A 22,268-nucleotide genomic window follows, 5' to 3' on the forward strand; every position below is an offset into this window, starting at 1 on the left:
TCAATTAGTCGTTTGCCGGAGCCCATTGTGTATGGAAGGTGCCTTCTTTACCAATCAGCTCATAAGTGTGCGCGCCAAAATAATCACGCTGGGCCTGGGTAAGGTTTGAAGGCATTCTTTCGCTGCGGAAAGCATCAAAATAGCTCAATGCTGAAGCATAACCAGGAGCAGCAACACCGGCAGCAATAGTAGCCGATAATACTTTCCTGATGCCTGGTAAGGTACCGGCAACCAATGCTTGTATATCACTGTCAAGCAACAGGTGAGGCAGTGCCTGATCTTTATTATAAGCATTGTAAATGTCATTCAAAAATTCTGAACGGATGATACAGCCGCCTCTCCAGATCTTGGCAATTTCGCCCAAATGAAGGTCATATTTATACTCTTCAGATGCTTTGGTAAGCAGGTGCATACCCTGTGCATAAGTAAGGATGCTGGTAAAATAGAAAGCCTGCTCTAAAGCAACCAACAACTCCTCCTTATCGCCTTTAAGCTCGATAGGGTCGTTATAAAGGGCAGAAGCTTTTTCGCGCAGTGATTTGTATTTTGAAAGATCGCGCATTGATACAGATGTATCGATGGTTGGGATTGGGGTTACCAAATCCATAGCCACCTGCGACGTCCATTTACCTGTACCTTTAGCTTTCGCTTCGTCTTTAATATCATCTAACAATAAATGATCGGTTCCAGATGCTTTGTATTTGAAAATATCTTTGGTGATATCTAAAAGGAATGACTGTAAACGGCCTTCGTTCCATTTAGTGAACAGATCGCCAATTTCATCGTTACCTAACTTTAAGCCTTTTTTAAGGATCTCATAAGTTTCGGCAATTACCTGCATAATACCGTACTCGATGCCGTTGTGAACCATTTTAACAAAATGACCTGATGCGCCAGGGCCAATGTAAGTAACACAAGGTTCGCCGTTAACTTTAGCAGCGATGGCTTCAAAAATAGGTTTCATCACAGCATAAGCATCCTTATCGCCACCCGGCATCATGCTTGGGCCACGACGGGCACCTTCTTCACCGCCTGATACGCCCATACCGAAGAAATGCAGGCCTTTGGCCTCCAGTTCCTCAACACGACGGTTTGTATCAGTGAAGTGCGAGTTACCGCCATCAATCAGGATATCGCCTTTTTCCAATAACGGGGTTAATTCCTCAATTACAGCGTCAACAATTTTACCGGCAGGCACTAACATCATGATAGCCCTTGGTGTGGTAAGGCTCTGTATAAATTCTTTAACATCGGCAAAGCCCTTAGCGGCCCTGTCACCAGCTTCCTGGTTCAATGAATCTACTTTACCGGTATCTTTATCGTGCCCGGCCACCGCGAAGCCATGATCGGCCATATTTAGCAGCAGGCTGCGACCCATAACACCCAGGCCTATCATGCCAAAGGCGTATTTGTTTTCTGTTGCGCTCATTTTGTTTTGAGGTTTTCTTTTTTAAGAGTTTCTAAAATTTTCTTGGTGCTTTCGAGGCTGGTATGCTGAAAAGAACGGATCCCCAGTTTTTGGGCGGTATCAACAAACATCTTTCTGTCGTCAAAATACACGCATTGTTGAGGCGATACCTGGGCTATACCCATAGCTAACTGCCATATGCCGGGGTCGGGTTTGCGCATTTTTACTTCGCATGATGATACAAAGGCATCAAAACATTCATGCAGTTTAAATTTACGCACCCGGTAGTCGTTCAGCTCCTTGCCTTCGTTGTTCACTGAAATAATACGGAAGCCACAATCTTTTTTCCAGTCTTTAAGGAATTGCAGCATGGGCAATTCAACAGATGTAGAATAGATAAAATCCTTAAAATCTTCGCGTACAAAATCCCTCGGGTGGTTAAATATCACCGTATCAAGGTATTCGTCGAGCGTGATGCTACCAATTTCATATACATTAAAAATGAAATTATGCAGCGCGTTAACTTCGTCGTAATCAAGGTTAAAACGTTTGGCCGCTTCTTCGCGCGCCTCATGCCCCCATCCGTTCGACAGCAAAATGCCGCCCACGTCAAAAAAAAGGATCTTCAGATCAGCAACTTCCATAGATGTATTTTGTATTAAAGTCGTTAGTCTAAAGTCTTAAGTTCAAAGTCAAAGAAATAATCCCGACTTCGAACTTGGACTTTCGGCTTAAGACTTAGAACTTGATTACTTATTCTTCTGTGTTTCGATGGCGTTCAACAACTTTTCAAATGGCTTGTTGAATTTTTCGATGCCTTCATCTTCTAACTGCTGGGTTACAGCAGCAAGGTCGATACCTAAAGATGGTAGTTTGGCTAAGATCTCGTTAGCTTTATCTAAACCGGTTTCTAACGTGTTTGCAGCAACACCATGATCACGGAAAGCGTCAACAGTTTCCAAAGGAACGGTATCAACTGTGTCCGGGCCAATTAATGCCTCAACATATTTGGTATCTTTAAATGCAGGGTTTTTACTACCTGTACTTGCCCATAATAAACGCTGTGGTTGTGCGCCTTGCTCGGCAAGTTTTTTCCACCTTTCGCTGCTGAATACCCTTTTATAAATTTCGTATGCTTTTTTAGCTGACGCGATTGCGACCTCACCATACAGCTCTTTTTCGCCTTTTGCTTCAATAATCGGGTCCACAATAACATCAATACGGCTCAGGAAGAAACTGGCTACTGACGCGATGTGGGCAATTTTATGACCTGCAGCTAAATGCTCTTCCAGGCCTGCAATGTAAGCTTCGGTTACTTCTTCATAACGTTCTAAGCCAAACAGCAGTGTAACATTGATATTGATGCCTTTTGCAATTGATTGCTGAATAGCGGCCAAACCTGGTTTAGTGCCAGGGATTTTGATCATTACGTTTTCGCGGTTAACTTTTTTCCAAAGTTCTTCGGCTTGTTTAGCAGTACCTTCAGTATCTAAAGCCAGGAACGGAGAGACCTCAAGGCTTACGTAACCATCAACTTTGTTTGATTCTTCGTAAACGCCTTTAAACAGGTCGGCAGCAGCCTGGATATCTTTAACAGCTATTTCAAAAAACAGCTTTTCGTTGTCGCTTTCAGATTTGAGCGCGGCAATATCAGCATCATAATCAGAACTGCTGCTGATAGCCTTTTCAAAAATTGCAGGGTTTGAAGTAACGCCGCGTACGCCGTCAACGTCAATTAATTGTTTAAGTTTTCCTGAAGAAATGATCTCACGGTCAATAAAATCAAGCCAGATACTCTGACCAAAACCATGTATCTGTGCTACGTTATTAGTTGCCATAATAGGGTTTGTTTTTGTGTTTGTTAATTATTTTGTTAAAAGCGCGATGAAGGTAGTAAAAATTGCTACCAAATCGGTCTATTATGTAAAGTTCTTAATAAGAATGTCAGTAATTGTAAGATTTATATCATACTTTGTTAATATTTCCGGGTTAAGCCTGCAGTTTTTAGCAGTAAATTCTGGTTTTTAACCTTAAATTGGAATTAGCAAATCAAAAGTCTCATTTTCTTTAAGATTTCGGACTAAAGATGTCGAACTTAAGGCTAAATCTAACTGTTCGAGGCCATGATAATATTCACATCAAAGCCGATAAAAAGCCCGCTTTCAATTACTCCGGTTATCGATTTAATATCTTTTTCAAAACTTTTACCGATTTCCTCAAACTTAGCATCCAATACAAGGTTGCCGTTTTCTGAAATTATTGGACCATCCTTGCCTTTTGCCGGCCTGATGGTTAATTCTGTAGCTCCCAAACTTTTCAGTTCCTTTTCTACATAAGGCAATGCCTGCGGAAAAACCTCAATAGGTACCGGAAATTTCGAGCCTAATTTATCAACCATTTTCGACTCATCAACTATAATATAACTTACTTCACTTGAGCTGATGAGCAACTTCTCTTTAAACATAGCCCCGCCGCGCCCTTTGATCAGGCTTTTGTCGGGGTCAACCTCATCTGCTCCGTCAAAAAGCCAATCGGGTTTATATTCATACAGTGTTGTAACAGGCAAACCTAATTTGGCGCAAAACATAGAAAGCTCTACCGAAGTAGGGATAGCCTTTACATTCAGCTTTTCATCTTTTACCCTTTGGGCAATGGCCACCAAAGCCAGGTATGATGTTGAACCCGAGCCAACACCTATAATATCGCCATCCTTAACTTTTGCCGCTATTTCGGCAGCTACCTTTTGTTTGCCTTCGATATTGATAATCTTATCGGCCCACTCCAGGTTATTTATCAGGTTGCTGTTCCAGTTCATTTTGATTAGAATCAAGAAGTCAAGAACCAAGAGACAAGAAGAAAAACTTATCTTCTTACCGTTTGATTCTTACTTGTATATTTTTTAAATCAAGAGCCAGGAAAATCTTGATTCCTGACTCTTGATTTCTTGCCTCTATAAAAGAGCTTTTGCTTTTTTAACAACGTTATCAACAGTAAAGCCGAAATGTTTGTAAAGGTCTTCGGCAGGGGCCGATTCACCGAAGGTTGTCATGCCTAACATATCGCCTTCGTCGGTGATGTATTTGTGCCAGCCCATTGGTGATGCCATTTCAACCGCCAAACGTTTTTTACTTGCTTTAGGGAATACTGATTCTTTGTAAGCCGCATCCTGTTTTTCAAACAATTCCCATGATGGCATGCTTACCACGCGGGTTGAAATACCTTCAGCTTCCAGTTTTTCCTGCGCCTGCATAATTAAGGCTACTTCAGATCCGGTAGCTATCAGGATCAGATCCGGGCCTTTGCTGCCTTCTGAAAGGATATAAGCACCTTTTTCCAGGTTTTCGGCTTTGCCATATTTATCCTGGTCAAGGATAGGTAGGCCCTGGCGGGTGAAGATCAGCACAGTTGGGCCGCCTTTTTTCTCGATGGCAACACGCCATGCATGCGCGCTTTCGTTGGCATCAGCCGGACGGATCACGGTTAAGTTTGGTATCGAACGTAAAGAAGCCAATTGCTCAATAGGCTGGTGAGTAGTACCATCCTCGCCCAAACCAATACTATCATGCGTATAAACAAAAATCGGGTTTATTTTCATGATGGCCGCCAGGCGGATTGGCGGGCGCATATATTCAGAGAACATCAGGAAGGTAGCACCAAACGGTAGTACGCCTTTGGTTAAAGCCATACCATTTAAAGCCGAACCCATAGCATGCTCACGGATTCCGAAGTGGAAGTTGCGGCCTGCACGGTTTTCTGATGTAAACGAATCGTACTCTTTCAGGTTAGTTTCGGTTGATGGGGCAAGGTCGGCCGCACCGCCAATAAGGTTTGGCAATGCCGGCGCAATAGCGTTTAATACTTTGCCTGAGGCCTGGCGGGTTGCCATTTTAGGGTCGGAACCTTTAAATACCGGCAATTTATCTTTCCAGCCTGCAGGTAGTTCGCCTTTCGCGGCAGCTTCGTATTCGGCGGCTAACTCAGGAAATTTTGCTTTATAATCTGCAAATAATTTGTTCCATTTTTCTTCAACTGCAGCGCCGCGTGCACCTTTTTTGTGATAGTAATCCAGCACCTCGTCAGGTACGTTGAATGATTTTTCAGGATCGAAACCGAAGAACTGTTTTACCAGTTTAATTTCGTCGGCGCCAAGCGGCGAACCATGTGAACCTGCAGTGCCCGATTTATTAGGGCTACCATAGGCAATCAGCGAGCGAACGCGGATAAATGATGGTTTCTGAGTTTCGGCTTTGGCATTGATCAAAGCCAGCTCAAGCGCGTGGGTATCGTTTACGTCAGTAAGATCCTGCACGTGCCAGCCGTATGCGCGAAAACGGGCGCTTACATCTTCATTAAAAGCAATATCAGTGCTGCCTTCAATAGAGATGTGGTTGTCATCATATAAATAGATGAGGTTGCCCAATTGCAGGTGACCAGCCAATGATGCCGCTTCGGAAGTTACACCTTCCATCAAGTCGCCATCGCTGCAGATGGTGTAAATATTGTAGTTGAACAGTTCAAAACCAGGTTTGTTGTAACGGGCAGCCAGGTGTTTTTGAGCAATGGCAAAACCCACAGCATTGGCAAAACCCTGTCCGAGCGGACCAGTAGTTACTTCAATGCCGGGCGCCAATCCATATTCGGGGTGACCGGCCGTTTTGCTGTTTAGCTGGCGAAACTGTTTGATATCATCTAACGAAAGATCATAGCCCATTAAATACAAAAAGTTGTACTGTAAAATACAAGCGTGGCCTGCCGAAAGGATAAACCTGTCGCGGTTTGCCCAATCGGGGTTTTTAGGATTGTAATTTAAAAACTTTGTCCATAAAACGTGGCCCATTGGTGCCAGCGCCATAGCTGTACCAGGGTGGCCTGAGTTTGCTTTTTGCACAGCATCGGCTGCCAATACCCTTACGGTATCAATCGCCAATTTTTCTATGTCTTGTTGGTTTTCCATTTTGTTATCAGGTATTGTAGTTAGTGTTAGTTTTTAATTTACTCGGTAGGTGTTGCTATTTTGCGCTTGGTTTTACTTTCGTCCTCGCTGAGCCAAAGCCTTGCGCCGCCCTTGATACCATCGGCATTGGTAACTATTTTCATGTTTTTGTCGAGCTTAAAGGTAAGCTCATCTGAATTGCCGCCGCCAATGTATAAAGTATCGTAATTGAATACAGTTTTCAATATTTTGAAAACCTTTTTCATGCGTTTGTTCCATTTCTCTTTGCCTTCTTTCTCCAAAGCCTTCTCGCCGATATAGTTATCATAGGTAATACCTTCTTTTATCGGGAGGTGCGCCAGCTCAAAGTGGGGCAATAAATGACCGTCCATTAACAAAGCAGTACCAAAACCTGTGCCCAGGGTTATCACCATTTCGAGGCCTTTCCCGGCAACTACGCCAAGGCCCTGCATATCGGCATCGTTAACTACCTGCGTTGGTTTGCCTAATGCTTTTTCCAGTTTTTTGCTTAAATCAACATCAGCCCAGTAATCGGTACCAAGGTTAGGCGCGGTTTTAACAACCCCGTTTTTTACATAACCCGGAAAACCAACCGATATTTTATCATATGCCGGAAAATCCTTCACAAGGGTGTTGATAGCTTTTATAACGTTTTCGGGATTTGCAGGAGCGGGAGTAGGTATCTTGTCGTACTCCATTTTTAAATCCCCTTTTTTATTCAGGATAGTGGCTTTAATATGTGATCCACCGATATCGATTGAGAGAACCCTTAATTGGGATGGTGTTTTTTTCATTTAGCGTAATTTATTTAGCTGGTTGGCAATTTGGTGAAACCCTTAATTCCCAGCGCATAAATATCACATTTTAATAATATCAAATTGTTAAATAATGCGATAAAATCAATTTATCCCATTAAAGCAACAAAGGTAAAGTTAGCGTTGCTTTTATTTAACGAGTCAATATTTAAAAGTATTTTACTTATGCGTGGCAAAATCAGTGCAATTAAGGTAAAATGTAAACACCCCAGTTATTTTTTTCAAATGCTTAAACTGTTATTACCTGTTTTTAGCGTAAAAGTTTTTCCTTTCCACACAAAAATGCCTGATGTGTTTTTGGGGAGCACTATGTTGATACTCCATTTTCCTTTATCGAACACATATTTGGCACAAACTTTTCCGTTAGGGTGAGGCACTTCGCCGCTAATGTTTTTGATCTGGCCCAAATGCGGCTCAATTTTTATTTTGCTGAACCCCGGCGCGTAGGTATCCACCCCTAAAATGGTACGGTAAAATTCAATGTTTGGACTTGCACCCCAGGCGTGACAATCGGAGCGGTTATGGTCAAGGTCGGAGATTTCGGCCCAAGTAGTCAATCCCATTTTGATATTATCCCGCCAGATGTTAAGCCAGTTTAAATAATCATCGCCCAGGCCGCCTTTAATCATAGCCTGGTGCAGGTAATATTTAAAGTAGATGGTGCATTTGGTGAGTGTGCTGTCATTCAATAGTTTTAAGCTGATGTCATGAGCCACTGCGCTGTTTACCATCCCGGCCAGTATAGCAATAGAGTTAGTATGCTGAGAGAATAGTTGTTTATCCTCGGTATCGGCATAAAGTTTTTTGCCAGCATCCCAGTATTTACTTTGGATAGTGGTTTTTAATTGCGCTGCTTTGACCTTGTACATTGCAGCAAACGCGGGCATTCCCATTTTTGCTTCTATTTCGGCGGCCTGCCGATAGGCCCACATCAACTGCAGATCTAATATAGCCGAAGTGCCTTTGGCGCTTTTAGGGGCCTGGCCAAAATCCCAGCCTTTGTCATTAACCCAGTCAACAAATGTCCAGTAGGGTGTATCTTTTAAGGAGCCATCGGCTTGCTGATACTTGCTGAAAAAATTGAGCACATCGCGCATGCCGGGCAGCTTGTCTTTAATAAATAAACTATCGGGCCGGTACATCCAGTAATCATGCAGCATGCCGATATACCAAAGCGAAAAGGTGGAAATAATTTGGGGCGAGAACGAGGGGTGACGGCTTAGCGTGATCCCTTCGGCCAGGCGGGAATGATCCATCTGGTTAATGGCGTTGCGCACCAGGCGGTCATCGCCGCTATTATAAAAAGATACCAGCGCCTGGATGCGGGTATCGCCAACGTATTGCAGCTGTTCATAGTATGGACAGTCGGTATAGGTTTCACCGGCGCAAAGGCGGGCGGTGCGCCAGCCAATATCCAGTATTTGCTGCATTTCGGGGTTGGGCGTTTCCAGTTTGGCATTCATTTTAAACGGATACCCGGTAAACGTTCCGTAAATATCGTCAATAACCAATGGCTCATCTTTGGTGGTTATTGTTACTTCGATATACCTGAAAGTGCGCCATGTTAAGGTAGTAAATGAATTGCCGGAGGCGCCGTCAGCAATTATGCTGTCGCGCCTGCCAACAAAGATCTTTCCCTCTACATCATTCCGGTTGCCTTTAACAGTACCCTCCGGGCCGGTAAGCGCTTTAAACAACGATTCGGTATAGCTAATGCCGATACCTGCATTTTTTCCCTTGCTAAAATTGAGTGTTAAAAACGCGTTAGTAAGATACGTTTGGTCGAGTATCAAGGTAGCCGAAGTATTAGCCGGGATAGTGACCACAGTTTTGCTTGCCGGGAATGAAGAAGGAATAGTTATACCATCGGCTTTTCTTAAAACCGGAATCCTTTGATTGGTCATTTCCATAGCAGGAATTGACGATGGCACCAGCATCCAGCCAAAAGCATTGGTTACGCCTTTGGGGTTTCCATTGTCAATACGCACAGCGTTTTTCCAGTTACTGTCATCAAGTCCGGCGGTATTCCAATCTTTTACCGATTGGTTTAGATCCACTCGTTCGCCCGGCCCCGCAACGTAATATGGATGCCAGCCGATACCGGTAATAGGCTGAAATGATTTATCACGGATGCCTTTCCACGTTTTATTGGTATTGATGATTTCTTCATTTGGCGTATCGCCCTGCATAATGAAACCTGTTTGTAAGGAGATCTGTGCTTCGGGGCGATAATCGCCATCATTCCAAACTACAGCGGCAATGAGGTTTTTGCCCGACTGAAGATATGGTGCCAGATCAACCGTTTCATAGTTCCAGTAATAGGTATCTCCGCGGGCGGGGCCTAACGAAACCAAAGTTTGGTTAACGTATAGTTTATAACGATTATCTGCCGATACATGAACGACGAAAGAAGCAGGCTTAGCTGAAAGCTCAATGCTTTTCCTGAAGTAATAAACGCCATATTCTTTTAATGATTCCTGTGGAACAGTGATCCACGATGCTTTCCACTGGTGTTTTAAAAGCGCCGGACTGATGGTTTGCGCATAGGTGGATGCTGTAATAAAAAGAAAACACAAAAAAAAGTAACGTTTAAAAGATGTCTTCATGAAATAGGGTGGTTTATAGGTGATCGGCATTTGCCTGTACAGCTAAATTACAATTAAAGCTTTAATTTATATGCAATATGCCTATTGGCCGGCAGGCCTGATGGTGGAATATTTCATAATTCCGTTATCTTTATTTTTTACAAACCTAAAACTATGGATGTATTAGCCGTCTTTTTATTAGTGGTGATCATTATAATGATGCTGAACCACAAGGGCAGTTTAAACAATAAGATCAAAGAACTTGAATTTAGAATATTCGAATTAAAAGGTATTATTGAACAGCTTAAGATAACCCGGCCGGGTGCTGAAGATGTCAAAAAAGTAGAAGAACGGGCACCTGCAAGCGTTTCGCCTCCTGCGCTTGTTATACCACAACCTCTTGTTGAAAAAGTAAAACCTCCTGTTGAGGCAGAGATAAAACCAGAGCCTATCACGCCTCCTAAAGTTGAAAGGCAACCCGAAGTTATTGAAGACAGCTTATCGATCATCAATCGCCCTATAAAAACACGCGATTTTGGACCCGCGAAACCTTTGCAGCCCAGGCCGTCTTTCTTTGAGCGCCATCCCGACCTGGAAAAATTCATCGGCGAAAACCTCATCAATAAAATAGGCATAGCCATCCTGGTGCTGGCCATTGGCTTCTTTGTAAAATATGCTATTGATAACGATTGGATAGGGCTGGTGGGCCGCGTGGGCATAGGTATTGTTTGCGGTGGTATTTTAATTGGTGTTGCACATGCGCTCCGCAATAGTTATAAGGCCTTTAGCTCGGTGCTTGTAGGCGGTGGATTGGCCGTGTTTTATTTTACCATAACATTGGCATTTCAGCAGTTTCACCTGTTTAACCAAACCACGGCATTTATCATTTTAATTGTGATCACCATTTTTGCAGTGGTACTCTCCTTATTATATGATAAGCAGGAACTGGCCGTAATTGCTTTGGTTGGCGGTTTTGCCAGTCCTTTTATGGTGAGCAACGGAAGCGCCAATTATAACGGTCTGTTCATTTACCTGCTGATATTAAATGCCGGGCTGCTCATCATTGCTTACTATAAAGCATGGCGGGTACTTAACATTGTTTCGTTTGGGTTTACGGTAATTGTTTTTTCAACGGTGCTGTATACACTTACACCTCCTACCTACCATTTCGGCTTTATTTATGCCAGTATTTTTTACGCGCTTTACTTTGTTATCAACATAGCCAACAACGTACGCGAAAACAAAAAATTTATCGCGTCCGATTTCAGCATTTTGCTTCTTAATACCGGGTTATATTTTGCTACCGGCCTGTACCTGTTAACCATGATGCATGATGAGCAATACCGGGGTTTGTTTTGCGTGAGTTTGGCTGTGGTAAACCTGGTGCTGTCATACATTCTGTTCCGCAATCGTAAGGTGGATACCAATATTTTGTACCTGCTTATCGGCATTACGCTCACGTTTATTTCGCTGGCTGCTCCTATTCAGCTGCATGGCAATAACATAACCATTTTCTGGGCTTCAGAAACGGTGCTGCTTTATTGGCTATACCTGCGCTCGGGCATCCAGCTCATGAAATATACATCTGTGTTTTTATGGATAGCCATGTTGCTGAGCTTGTTAATGGATCTGTTCCAAACTTATGGTAACTACACTCAAAGCCTTACCATAATTGCTAATAAAGGGTTTATTACTGCCGTATTCGCTGCCATCAGTTCGCTTCTACTTTCGATGCTGGTGAAAAAAGACACCACCAAACAGGCACATACCAATGTTTTTACCGGGCAGCTTTTTGGGGTAGCAGCGATGGTGCTTTTTTACTTAAGTGGCCTGCTGGAGATCAACCACCAGTTTCTGAACCACTATCCGGATACCGGACTCAATGTTTTGTATGCAATGGTTTATACACCTGTGTTTGTGTTTATCTACTATATGCTGTCGCCTAAAATACCGGTTATCAATTTTGCCAACGGTGTTAAGCTTGTCATTTTACTGATTTGTGTAACTGTTTACCTGATGCTTACACCGCAGTACTATACATTGCAGCATCTAATGCTTGAAGGTGGCAAACCATCAACAACCCATTTTATGGCACATTGGATAGGTGCTGTATTTATCGGTTTGCTGTTTTACAGGGTGATCCGCCTGTGTCAGCAAAGCATTAATGAAAGTTTGAAAAAAGTATTTACGTGGGTATTAAGTGCAGGTGTTGTTTTGTTTTTAAGCTTTGAAGTAAGCCTGATGAGCAACCTGCTATTTTTTAGTAAAGCCAATTCTATCGACCAAATAGAAACTGTTTATGTAAAAACCGGTTTGCCTGTATTATGGGGATTGCTTTCCTTCGCGCTGATGTGGCTGGGCATGAGGTATAAATTGCGGGTAATGCGGGTGGCTTCGTTAACGCTGTTTTCGCTTACTTTATTAAAATTATTTTTGTTTGATATTAAAAACATCCCGGTTTGGGGTAAAATAGCTGCTTTCTTTTGTTTGGGAGTACTATTGCTTATTGTGGCATTTATGTACCAGCGAACAGCTAAAAAAAATATTGCCGATGATGAGGCTAAAAAAAATGAATAAGCTAACGCTTTTAACGCTGCTGCTTTGCGGAGTCATATTGCCCGCATCGGCACAAAAAAATTTTAAATATAAAGCCGCGCTGCACAAGATTGACAGCAACGGCTTTTACCGTATTGGCCTACAGCCGGAATTGGTAGCAAAGGCCAAACCCGATCTGTCGGACATTCGCATTGCAGACGCGAATGGTAATTTTGTACCATACATCCAGGCCGGCAGTCTCCCGCAAAAGAGCCAGAAAAGTTTTGTTGTTTTTCCTGAGATCAGAAACACATCCAAAACCGATACCAGCACTGTTTTTATTATCGAAAATAAAACGGGACTGGTGCTCGACCGTCTTTGGATCAGGCTGCAAAACACAGCAGTGAAACGTAAGGTAAACCTGCTGGGCAGTGACGATTTGAACCAGTGGTTTGCCATACAAGAAGAGATACCGCTGCAGGAAGCGGTACAAAACAGTGAAGGCACCTATCTGCAGTCGTTATCCTTCCCGGCAAGTAATTATCGCTATTTAAAAATCCAGGTAAACGATAAAAATAAAAACCCGGTTAAGTTTTTGGAGGCCGGCATTTATACGGAATACGCATCGGCAGCTCAAAGTTACACGCCTGTTGCGCCTTTAAACATCACCCGTGCCGATAGTAATAAAACTACCTTTATCGACATTAAGCTGAACGATAATTACCAGGTAAACAAGCTGCACCTCAATATCAGCGCGCCGAGGTATTATAAACGAAGTGTTACCGTTCACCAGTTTGTAAACAATGGCAAAGAGCTCTTGAGCGAAGCCGAACTGTCATCAGATAAAACAACTGATCTGTTAATTGCAGCAAAAGCCAACCACCTGTTAATAGAGATAAGCAACGGCGATAACCAGCCACTGAGCATCGGTGAGATCAAAGCGTTTCAATCCGACGAATATTTGATCAGCTACCTTGAAGCTAAGCAAAGCTACCGGTTCCTGGTCGGTGACCCCTCGGCTCAGGTCCCGGAATATGATCTTAAGTTTTTTGCTGATAGTATTGGAGGGAACACCCCGGTTATTAAACATGAGGCTGTTGTTAAAAACACCGGCTATGCAGTGGCGGTAAAACCTGCCGGGAAAGATTACACCGTACTGATTTGGGTAGCTATTATTGTTTCGTTAGGGTTGTTGTTGTTGTTGACTTTGAAGATGACCAGGGAGGTAAAGAAAAAGGAAGGGGAAAGATAAAATTTACACCCTTTGAATTTAGGATGAGATTGGATGTAGAGGCTTGCCCATCCCGGCAGACTTATACTTTAGAGCAAATAACCGTCAGCAGAAACTTAGATCGTAAATCAAAGTTTTACAAACCATCGACCATGGTTTATGGACTATCAACCACAAATCCTTACATTTGCACTGAGGTAAAAATTGGATAAAGTAAAAGTTTTAGAGAAATATCTACCGGCAGAAGCGGCCCCGCTCATTGCCCGGTGGATTGACTACTTCAAATGCGAATTTAAAATTTCGCGCAACCGTAACAGTAAATTTGGCGATTACCGCTCGCCTTATGGTGGCAAAGGTCACCGTATCTCGGTTAATTACGACCTTAACCCCTACGCTTTCCTGGTAACGACAGTGCATGAGTTTGCACACCTGCATACCTGGAACGAGCATAAGCAAAAAGCCAAACCCCACGGAACAGAATGGAAAAACAATTTCAAAAAAATGATGCAGCCATTTTTTGAAAAAGAGATTTTCCCGGCAGATGTTAAAAAGGCTATTGTAAACTACCTGGATAACCCGGCGGCGTCAAGCTGCTCAGATTTGAACCTGTACCGTTCGCTGCGCAAATATGATCCCCCTAAAACATCCGAAGCAATTTTAACGGTAGAAAAGATTCCGCTTAAGGCATTATTTAAGCTAAAGGACGGCAGGGTGTTCCGCAAGGACGAAAAGTTGCGTAAACGCTTTAAATGTACTGAAGTGGCTACTAAGCGGATCTATCTGTTCAGCCCGGTAGCGGAGGTGGAGTTAATTGAAGGGGCAACGGCGGCGTAATATTATATAACAATCGTCATTGCGAGGAACGAAGCAATCGCGAACTTTACAGGGCGTACCTGCCAATAGGAGATTGCTTCGTGCGCAATAGCGATCGCTCAATCTTACCCCAAGCACCCAATCAATTTATTCCGTACTTTTACCGCATGGCAAAAGTTATATCATTTGTAAATAACCCTTACCAGGAGAATACTTATATTTTGTATGATGAAACCGGCGAATGTGTGCTCATTGACCCGGGCATGTATACTGCACCAGAGCAAAACACCGTGGTTGGCTTTATCAAAAACAATAACCTCAAGCCTGTTATGCTGCTCAACACCCATTGCCATATCGATCATGTGCTGGGCAATAAATTTGTATTCGACCAGTATGGCCTTAAGCCCCGTTTCCACGTTGGCGAGTCGGAAGTATTGGCTGCTGTGGTAGCTTATGCGCCATCTATGGGCTTCCGTTACGATGTATCGCCTATGCCAGATGAATTTTTGCCTGAAACCGGCAGTGTTCACTTTGGCAATACTACGCTGCATCTGATATTCGCACCCGGCCATTCACCCGCTCACTTGTGTTTTTATGATAAAGAGGCTAAGATATTGATAGGGGGCGATGTCCTGTTCAGGCAAAGTATCGGTCGCACGGATTTGCCGGGAGGTAACTTCACCCAACTGATTGATAACATCGAAACCAAACTGTTTACGCTGCCTGATGATGTTACCGTTTATCCGGGCCACGGCCCCGAAACAACCATCGGCTACGAAAAACAAAACAATCCGTTTTTAACTTAGTTAACATCATAGCAACGTTTTACTGAGCATAAGCAAAACCTGAACGCATAATTCCCACACAATTGAACACCTCCATTTACATAGCAAAACGTTACCTGTTCTCGGGCAAAAAAATGCATGCTATCAATATTATTTCGGGTATATCCATGCTGGGGGTGCTCATTGGCAGCGCGGCTTTGCTTATCATTCTTTCGGTGTTCAATGGCTTTGAAAAAGTTATCCTTTCGTTATACAGCAACTTTACGCCCGAAATAAAGATCGAAGCCAAACTGGGCAAAACTTTTAATCCCAACACACCTTACTTTGCTTCCCTGCATAAAGATGCGCGCGTATTTTCATTTACCGAAGTATTGCAGGAAAAAGCCCTGATCAAATATGGCGATAAACCATTTTTAGGTACCGTGATGGGCGTGAGCGATGATTTTTTGAAAAACAACCAGCTCGATAGTACCATAGCCAGCGGCTCATTCACGCTTAAAAGCGGCGATCAAAATTTTGCCGTTATTGGCGCTACCATACAGGGGAGCTTAGGTATTAATGTTCATGACGAGCTTTCGTCCATGCAGATCTATTCGCCGCGGCGCGGTGCGGAAAATTCGGCTAATCCTTTAAATGAATTTGTTGTACGCAGCATTAATCCATCAGGAGTATTTGCCATACAGCAGGAATTTGATGATATAGCTGTAACCCCCATTGAGTTTGCCCGCGATCTGCTTGACCAGCCGGTAAATGTTTCTTCACTACAGCTTAATTTTAAGCGCGGCACCAGTATCGATGCCATGCAAAAAGACATCCAGGATAAAATAGGGAATAACTTTACCGTAAAAAACCGCAAGGAACAAAACAGCGAGCTTTACAAAACCCTTAATTACGAAAGCTGGGCGGTTTACATGATCCTTACCTTTGTGCTTATCATCGCAATATTTAATATCATTGGCTCGTTAACCATGCTGGTTATTGATAAGCGCAAGGACATTGCCATTTTAAGCGGGCTGGGCGCCAATAAAAATATGATCCAGGGGATTTTCTTTTTTGAGGGAATGATGATCACCGCTATTGGCTGTGTTATCGGCATAACGCTGGGCACCATTTTTTGCCTGCTGCAGCAGCATTACGGATGGATAAAAATGGGGGCCAAAATGTCGGTGTTAGACTCGTATCCTATCGACCTTAAAATTAAGGATTTTGGCCTGGTGCTGCTAACCGTTGGCGGCATTTCGGTAATAGCTGCCGGCATCAGCGCCCGTTTAAGTATTAAAGGATTGGATGAAATCAAACAGGATTTGTAAATTTGTTAAATGGGTATGAGGTATATCAAAGTTTTTGTTTTGCTGCTTGTTGTTATTGCTGTTTACGCATGTAATAATGATGCCCATAAAAAAGATGGGGTTACGCTTTATAAAGGCTTGTACAGCGCGGGGCCCGAAATTAAATCATTTAAAGATTGCGATAGCGGCCAGGAGTTTTGGGCTGTTGACAGTTCGGCCCAACTGGAGCTTCAGTATTCCCAACTCAATTTCGAAAAACCTTACGAACCGGTTTATGTGGAGGTTGAAGGCATAAAATCAAAATCCGGCGATGTCGGCCGCGGGTCTGAATATGACAGTACCCTCGTTGTGAAAAAAGTAGTAAAAATAACCAAAGAGATCCCGCAGGACGTATGTAATTAACCCCCTGCCGCCATTGTTAATAAAAGCCTAAAACAATAACTTAGGCTTTTGCATTAAGCATTAAACACTCATCTGCCTTATCGGCGTAACTAACAACCCATGGAATCAAAACGTCAGCAAAAATTTGCCGGAGTAATACAGGAAGACCTTGCAGCTATTTTTCAGCGCGAAGGCATGAATTATTTGCCTAATACACTGGTAACCATAACCAAGGTACGCGTAACGCCCGATTTGGCCATAGCCCGTATATTTTTAAGCTTTTTGGGCAATCCTAATGTGCAAACCGCTTTGCATACCATCAAATCGCACGCTTCGGAGATCAGGTACAAACTGGGCGCCCGCATCAAAGACCAGGTAAGGATCATTCCGCAGCTTGAGTTTTTTGTTGATGACACCAGCGAATACGTTGAACGCATGGACAAGATCTTTGATAAGATCAGTAAAGAGGAACGCCAGCCCGATACCGAAGAAAACTAATAGCCACTGATGGACCGGCACACCTTGTTTGCTAATTACGTTAACAATCATCCCGAAGCCATTGGCAAAGTGGTTGATTTTGATGCAGATCATGACCGCCTTTACCATTTTGACCTTACCGCCGCCAATAAGGAGTTGACGGCTGAGGTTATTAACAAGCCGTGGATGTTTAGCCAGTTAGTGAGCGAAAAGCTGCGCGACTACAATTGCCGTTACGGTATTGGCGGGTATATGGAACACCGTACCATTTATGCCTTTAGCAGTCATTTTGACACAGATGATGAGCCTCGTCGCCTGCATTTGGGCGTCGATATCTGGAACGCTGCCGGAACGCCTGTATATGCCCCGCTTGATGGCTTGGTACACAGTTGCCAGGATAATAATACCATCGGCGACTACGGCCCAACCATCATTTTGCAGCACGATCTTGACGGCTTAACCCTTTACAGCCTGTACGGACATTTAAGCCGTAAAAGCCTGAACGGGCTTTCTAAAGGTATGCCTGTGTCTAAAAACAACCAAATAGCAACCCTTGGCAATGCCGATGAAAACGGCCATTGGCCGCCGCATTTACATTTCCAGCTGATGTTTGATATGGAAGGTAAACAAGGCGATTATCCCGGCGTAGCTAAGTTTTCAGAAAAAGAGATCTGGCAGAAGAATATACCTGACCCCGGCTTGATATTGAGGTTTCCGGATGCGGTGAATGTAGGGTAGCCCCCGTAGAGACGCATAATTGCGTCTTCCCCACAACCCCGCGGCTGGTAAATCTTTTTAGGACGATACAGTGTTATTTCTCCGTTAATACCGTAAACTTAAAATCAAGCGGTTCAAACAAGCGGATAAGCTCATCAATAAAAGTTTGCCCCCATTTTACATACATAAGGCCGAAGTTTTCAGAACGCTCCTGCAGGCTGTCTTTCGGGAAGAGCTCGGCTTTAACGGCGGTTAGCTGCTCCAAACGTACACTATAATTTCTCTTTTCGGCACGGATCAGTTTCTTTTCAAGGTTATCCATTGCCTTTTTAAGGCGGGCCTGTACAGCCGCAGCTGATGGTGAAAGTGTAGGGTCGATTTTGTATGCGCGGAGTTTTATTTTCTCAAAAAGGTTCTCCATTTCGCGCCATTCTTCGGCAATGCTCAGGTTATGGCCGCTGTGCTTTTTGATCCAATAGGTTTGCAGGGCATCGCTTTGTTTAAACAGGTCTATAGCGTCAAGGTTCATACGTTCAACCTTGGCGGCCTGTTCTTTTTTGATCACCAAAGCCGAGTTGCGAAGGATGAGGATAGGGAAATCAATTTTATAATAATCAAAATTGGATTTCAACTCGAGCCAGTAAACTACCTCTGCACCACCGCCGATGTAGGCAATGTTTGGTAAAATACATTCCTGGTAAAGCGGGCGCATCACTACATTAGGGCTAAAGCGTTCGGGATATTCGGCGATCTCCTTTTTCAGTTCAGCTTCAGTAAACCTGATTTCAGTATTAAGCACCTGGTAGCTGTCATTCTCGAAAACTATCCGCTCGCGAAGCTGATCTTTGAGGTAAAAGAAATTGATCTCACGTGGGTTAACCTGGATGTGTACACCAAGCTCATGCAGCTTTTGGTTGGTTTCGGTAATGTTTTTAAAACTATGCTGACCAATGATATCCTGCTCAATAATGGCCGCGAACTCTTTTTTAAATTCATGGTCATCGGCATCAATGATAACTAAACCATATTGTCCGAAAAGTGAATTAACAAGATATCTGGTAGCATCAGCAAGCTTATCAAATTTGGTATAGGCGGTTTCAACAATTTCGGCAAGGTCAGTAGCGTGACCTTCCATGCCTAAAACGCCTTTGTATTGGTTAAGTGCCTGGCGCATGCTCACCGGGTCGATACGACCTGTGGCTCCCGAAGCCTCGTACCACCAGTGCACTTTTTTACCACCTATGTTAGTATAGTTGATCTCGGCAAAGTCGTGGTCTTCGCTGGCCATCCAGTAAACAGGCACAAAATTTTTATCGGGATGGGCGGCTTTTAACTGCTGCGCCAGTTTAATGGCCGTTGCAATTTTATAAAGGAAATATAAAGGTCCGGCGAAGATATTCAACTGGTGGCCGGTTGTAATGGTATAGGTATTATCCTGTTTTAACAGCTCCAGGTTTTGGGCTGTAAGGACAGTTGAATATGTACATAATTTACCCGGCTCTTTGCCTAAACACTCGTACTGCTTAGTTAAAACACGTACCAACACTTCGCGATCAGCAACTACCTTTTTGTTTTTCAAAAACTCGGCAAAACCGGCCATATCCGGGCGGTAATCATAAAAAGGCCGTAGTTCGGGTTTATTGTCGATGTATTCGGCAACTGTGCTTGAAAAAAAACCGGTATCTTTATAACTTATACAGGAAGCGTCCATTTTTCATTTCGGTTTTGGGATGTTCGATTTCGGATTTGGCCTAAAACAAAACATCAGCAAATAAAATTAAATGCTGATGTCGAAATTAGATTATAAATCGCAAATCGCTTTACAGCCGACCGCAAATTAACATTATTTTACAATTTGTCCATAAAGGTCAAAGTCTTCGGCGCTGTCTATCTTTACGTTAACAAAGCTGCCAACGGTAGCATAATCAATGCTGGCATCAATCAAAACTTCGTTATCAACCTCGGGCGAATCAAATTCTGTACGGCCAACAAAATAGCCACCATCCTTTTTGTCAATCAGCACTTTATAGGTATTGCCGATCTTTTCCTGGTTTTTATCAAAAGAAATGCCCTGCTGGATTTCCATAATGGCATCGGCACGCTCCTGTTTTACTTCTTCAGGTACATCATCAACCAAAGTATGAGCATGGGTCTTTTCCTCGTGCGAATAGGTGAAACAGCCCAAACGGTCGAACCTGGTATCCTCAACCCATTGTGCCATCTCTTCAAAATCCTGCTGGGTTTCGCCCGGGTAACCGGTGATTAACGTAGTACGCATAGCAATGCCCGGTACACGATCGCGGATCTCGTTCACAATATCAATGGTTTTTTGCTTGGTAATACCGCGGCGCATCGATTTCAGCATGTTATCGGTGATGTGCTGCAACGGCATATCCATATATTTGCAGATATTTTCGCGCTCGTTCATCACATCCAGGATCTCCATTGGGAAGCCTGAAGGGTAAGCGTACTGCAGCCTGATCCACTCAATTCCGTTCACGTCAGATAAGCGACGAAGCAGCTCATCCAGGTTACGTTTGCCGTAAAGGTCAAGACCGTAATAGGTTAAATCCTGTGCAATCAGGATCAGTTCTTTTGTTCCGTTTTTAGCCAATTTCTTAGCATCCTCAACCAGTTGCTCAATAGGTGAGCTCAGGTGCTTGCCACGCATCAGCGGAATAGCACAAAATGAACAGGGACGGTTACAACCTTCAGCAATTTTAAAGTAAGCAAAGTGCGAAGGTGTGGTTAATAGACGCTCGCCTATCAACTCGTGTTTATAGTTTGCGCCTACGGTAGCTAATAAATTTTGCAGGTCATTAGTGCCAAAGTAGGCATCAACATTGGTAATCTCGGCTTCAAGCTCGGGTTTGTAGCGTTCGCTCAGGCAGCCGGTAACAATCACCTTGCCTACTTTGCCCTGCTCCTTAAGTTCGCTGTATTGCAGAATAGTATCTATCGATTCCTGCTTGGCATTATCAATAAAGCCACAGGTATTAATTACTATAATATCATTTTTGCCTACCTTCTCGGCCTCATGCACCACATCAAACTGGTTGCCCTTCAACTGGCCCATCAATATTTCCGAATCGTAAATATTTTTTGAACAGCCTAACGTAACCACGTTTACACGGGGTTTGGCCTGTTTAACTGATGGACGGGAAATTTCTTTTGTCTTCATAACACACTAATCATTGAGGGAAGCCCCCTCTAAATCTCCTCCGGTAGGGGAGACTTTCAAGTTCATTTAGCCCTCCCTACCGGGGAGGGTTGGGCGGGGCTGTTATTGCTTAAATAAGCTATCTACAAACGCCTGCCTGTCAAACAGCTGCAGGTGATCCATTCCCTCGCCAACACCTATATATTTAACCGGGATCTTAAACTGATCTGATATTCCTATAACCACACCACCTTTAGCTGTACCATCCAATTTGGTTAGCGCCAGGGCGTTTACATTGGTAGCTTCGGTAAATTGCTTGCATTGCTCAATGGCGTTTTGCCCGGTTGAGGCGTCCAGTACCAGCAGTATCTCATGCGGGGCACCCGGGATTACCTTTTGCATCACGTTCTTGATCTTGGTTAGCTCATTCATCAAGCCAACTTTATTATGTAACCTTCCGGCAGTATCTATAATAGCCACGTCATCACCATTGGCCACTGCTGAACGCAAAGTGTCATAAGCAACCGAAGCCGGATCGGATCCCATGGCCTGGGCAACAACTTTTACACCAACACGTTCACCCCAAAGTTTAATCTGGTCAACCGCGGCTGCGCGAAAGGTATCGGCAGCGCCTAAAACAACCTGGTTGCCAGCCTGCTTTAGCTTATGAGCCAGCTTGCCTATAGTAGTAGTTTTACCTACGCCGTTAACGCCAACCACCATAATTACGTATGGCTTATGATCGCCATATTCAAAATTGCGGAAGTCGTTACTGTTGTTTTCGGCAAGCAGTTGCTGAATTTCATCTTTTAACAAGGCGTTCAGCTCGTTGGTGCTTACGTATTTATCGCGAGCAACACGGGCCTGGATCCTGTCAATGATCTTGAGCGTGGTGCTTACGCCAACGTCGGATGTAACCAGGATCTCTTCCAGCTCATCCAACACATCATCATCAACGGTTGATTTACCGGCGATGGCTTTGGTGATCTTTGAAAAAAAGTTATCCTTGGTTTTTTCCAAACCGGTATCAAGCGCCTGCTGTTCCTGCTGCGTGTTTTCCTTTTTCTTAAAAAAATCAAATAATCCCATGTTCGTTGATATGCAAATGTGCTAATTTC

Annotated in this window: 18 protein-coding genes; 8 read left to right on the forward strand and 10 right to left on the reverse strand. The window is 43.6% G+C overall.

Annotated features, from left to right (window positions below; all coding sequences use genetic code 11):
- Positions 1-4: 4 nt before the first annotated feature.
- The 7 genes from gndA to ACP26M_RS22990 all read right to left on the reverse strand — a co-directional run bounded on the left by gndA (position 5) and on the right by ACP26M_RS22990 (position 9,783).
- Positions 5-1,429: an NADP-dependent phosphogluconate dehydrogenase gene (gene gndA / locus ACP26M_RS22960; protein ID WP_426583613.1), complete on the reverse strand. Its 1,425-nt coding sequence runs from the start codon at positions 1,427-1,429 to the stop codon at positions 5-7.
- Entirely contained in the window at positions 1,426-2,052 is a 627-nt protein-coding gene (locus ACP26M_RS22965; protein WP_274986012.1) for an HAD family hydrolase, read from the reverse strand. Before ACP26M_RS22965 ends, gndA begins: the two co-directional genes overlap by 4 nt.
- Positions 2,053-2,157: 105 nt before the next feature.
- Positions 2,158-3,246 carry a transaldolase gene (gene tal / locus ACP26M_RS22970; protein ID WP_426583616.1) on the reverse strand — a complete coding sequence of 363 codons (1,089 nt, stop codon included), beginning with the start codon at positions 3,244-3,246 and terminating at the stop codon, positions 2,158-2,160.
- Between the two features lie 269 nt (positions 3,247-3,515).
- Positions 3,516-4,223 (reverse strand): ribose 5-phosphate isomerase A, encoded by a 708-nt coding sequence (gene rpiA / locus ACP26M_RS22975; protein ID WP_426583618.1) that lies wholly within the window; start codon positions 4,221-4,223, stop codon positions 3,516-3,518.
- Positions 4,224-4,358: 135 nt separating this feature from the next.
- Entirely contained in the window at positions 4,359-6,362 is a 2,004-nt protein-coding gene (gene tkt, locus ACP26M_RS22980; RefSeq protein ID WP_112653383.1) for a transketolase, read from the reverse strand.
- A 38-nt stretch (positions 6,363-6,400) separates the two neighbouring features.
- Entirely contained in the window at positions 6,401-7,156 is a 756-nt protein-coding gene (locus ACP26M_RS22985) for an ROK family protein (protein ID WP_090532325.1), read from the reverse strand.
- A gap of 242 nt (positions 7,157-7,398) precedes the next feature.
- Positions 7,399-9,783 carry an alpha-L-rhamnosidase C-terminal domain-containing protein gene (locus ACP26M_RS22990; RefSeq protein WP_426583621.1) on the reverse strand — a complete coding sequence of 795 codons (2,385 nt, stop codon included), beginning with the start codon at positions 9,781-9,783 and terminating at the stop codon, positions 7,399-7,401.
- 153 nt (positions 9,784-9,936) lie between these two features.
- On the opposite strand from ACP26M_RS22990, the gene ACP26M_RS22995 reads away from it, so the two are divergent.
- From ACP26M_RS22995 to ACP26M_RS23030, 8 genes are all read left to right on the forward strand, one after another.
- The gene (locus ACP26M_RS22995; RefSeq protein ID WP_426583623.1) at positions 9,937-12,339 is read left to right on the forward strand and encodes a DUF2339 domain-containing protein; all 2,403 of its coding nucleotides are present in this window, start codon (positions 9,937-9,939) and stop codon (positions 12,337-12,339) included.
- Positions 12,332-13,549 (forward strand): hypothetical protein, encoded by a 1,218-nt coding sequence (locus tag ACP26M_RS23000; protein WP_426583625.1) that lies wholly within the window; start codon positions 12,332-12,334, stop codon positions 13,547-13,549. Before ACP26M_RS22995 ends, ACP26M_RS23000 begins: the two co-directional genes overlap by 8 nt.
- 183 nt (positions 13,550-13,732) lie before the next feature.
- Positions 13,733-14,362 (forward strand): SprT-like domain-containing protein, encoded by a 630-nt coding sequence (locus ACP26M_RS23005; protein WP_090532317.1) that lies wholly within the window; start codon positions 13,733-13,735, stop codon positions 14,360-14,362.
- A 146-nt stretch (positions 14,363-14,508) separates the two neighbouring features.
- On the forward strand, positions 14,509-15,147 hold the full coding sequence (locus ACP26M_RS23010) for an MBL fold metallo-hydrolase (protein WP_426583627.1): 639 nt from the start codon (positions 14,509-14,511) through the stop codon (positions 15,145-15,147).
- A gap of 62 nt (positions 15,148-15,209) precedes the next feature.
- Positions 15,210-16,436, forward strand: a complete 1,227-nt coding sequence (locus ACP26M_RS23015) for an FtsX-like permease family protein (RefSeq protein ID WP_426583629.1) — start codon at positions 15,210-15,212, stop codon at positions 16,434-16,436.
- Positions 16,437-16,451: 15 nt separating this feature from the next.
- Positions 16,452-16,817 carry a hypothetical protein gene (locus tag ACP26M_RS23020; protein WP_090532839.1) on the forward strand — a complete coding sequence of 122 codons (366 nt, stop codon included), beginning with the start codon at positions 16,452-16,454 and terminating at the stop codon, positions 16,815-16,817.
- A gap of 99 nt (positions 16,818-16,916) precedes the next feature.
- Entirely contained in the window at positions 16,917-17,294 is a 378-nt protein-coding gene (gene rbfA, locus ACP26M_RS23025; RefSeq protein ID WP_090532309.1) for a 30S ribosome-binding factor RbfA, read from the forward strand.
- A gap of 9 nt (positions 17,295-17,303) precedes the next feature.
- Positions 17,304-18,011 (forward strand): peptidoglycan DD-metalloendopeptidase family protein, encoded by a 708-nt coding sequence (locus ACP26M_RS23030; RefSeq protein WP_426583632.1) that lies wholly within the window; start codon positions 17,304-17,306, stop codon positions 18,009-18,011.
- A 73-nt stretch (positions 18,012-18,084) separates the two neighbouring features.
- Here the strand turns inward: ACP26M_RS23030 and bshC are convergent, their stop codons facing one another.
- The 3 genes from bshC to ftsY all read right to left on the reverse strand — a co-directional run bounded on the left by bshC (position 18,085) and on the right by ftsY (position 22,239).
- Positions 18,085-19,701 carry a bacillithiol biosynthesis cysteine-adding enzyme BshC gene (gene bshC, locus ACP26M_RS23035; protein ID WP_426583634.1) on the reverse strand — a complete coding sequence of 539 codons (1,617 nt, stop codon included), beginning with the start codon at positions 19,699-19,701 and terminating at the stop codon, positions 18,085-18,087.
- A 132-nt stretch (positions 19,702-19,833) separates the two neighbouring features.
- A complete protein-coding gene (gene rimO / locus ACP26M_RS23040) occupies positions 19,834-21,171 on the reverse strand; it encodes a 30S ribosomal protein S12 methylthiotransferase RimO (protein ID WP_426583636.1) in 1,338 nt (445 codons plus the stop codon).
- A 102-nt stretch (positions 21,172-21,273) separates the two neighbouring features.
- The gene (gene ftsY, locus ACP26M_RS23045) at positions 21,274-22,239 is read right to left on the reverse strand and encodes a signal recognition particle-docking protein FtsY (RefSeq protein WP_129568978.1); all 966 of its coding nucleotides are present in this window, start codon (positions 22,237-22,239) and stop codon (positions 21,274-21,276) included.
- Between the last annotated feature and the right edge of the window lie 29 nt (positions 22,240-22,268).

It is taken from the genome of Mucilaginibacter sp. R-33 (genome assembly GCF_049949235.1).
Taxonomy (GTDB): domain Bacteria; phylum Bacteroidota; class Bacteroidia; order Sphingobacteriales; family Sphingobacteriaceae; genus Mucilaginibacter.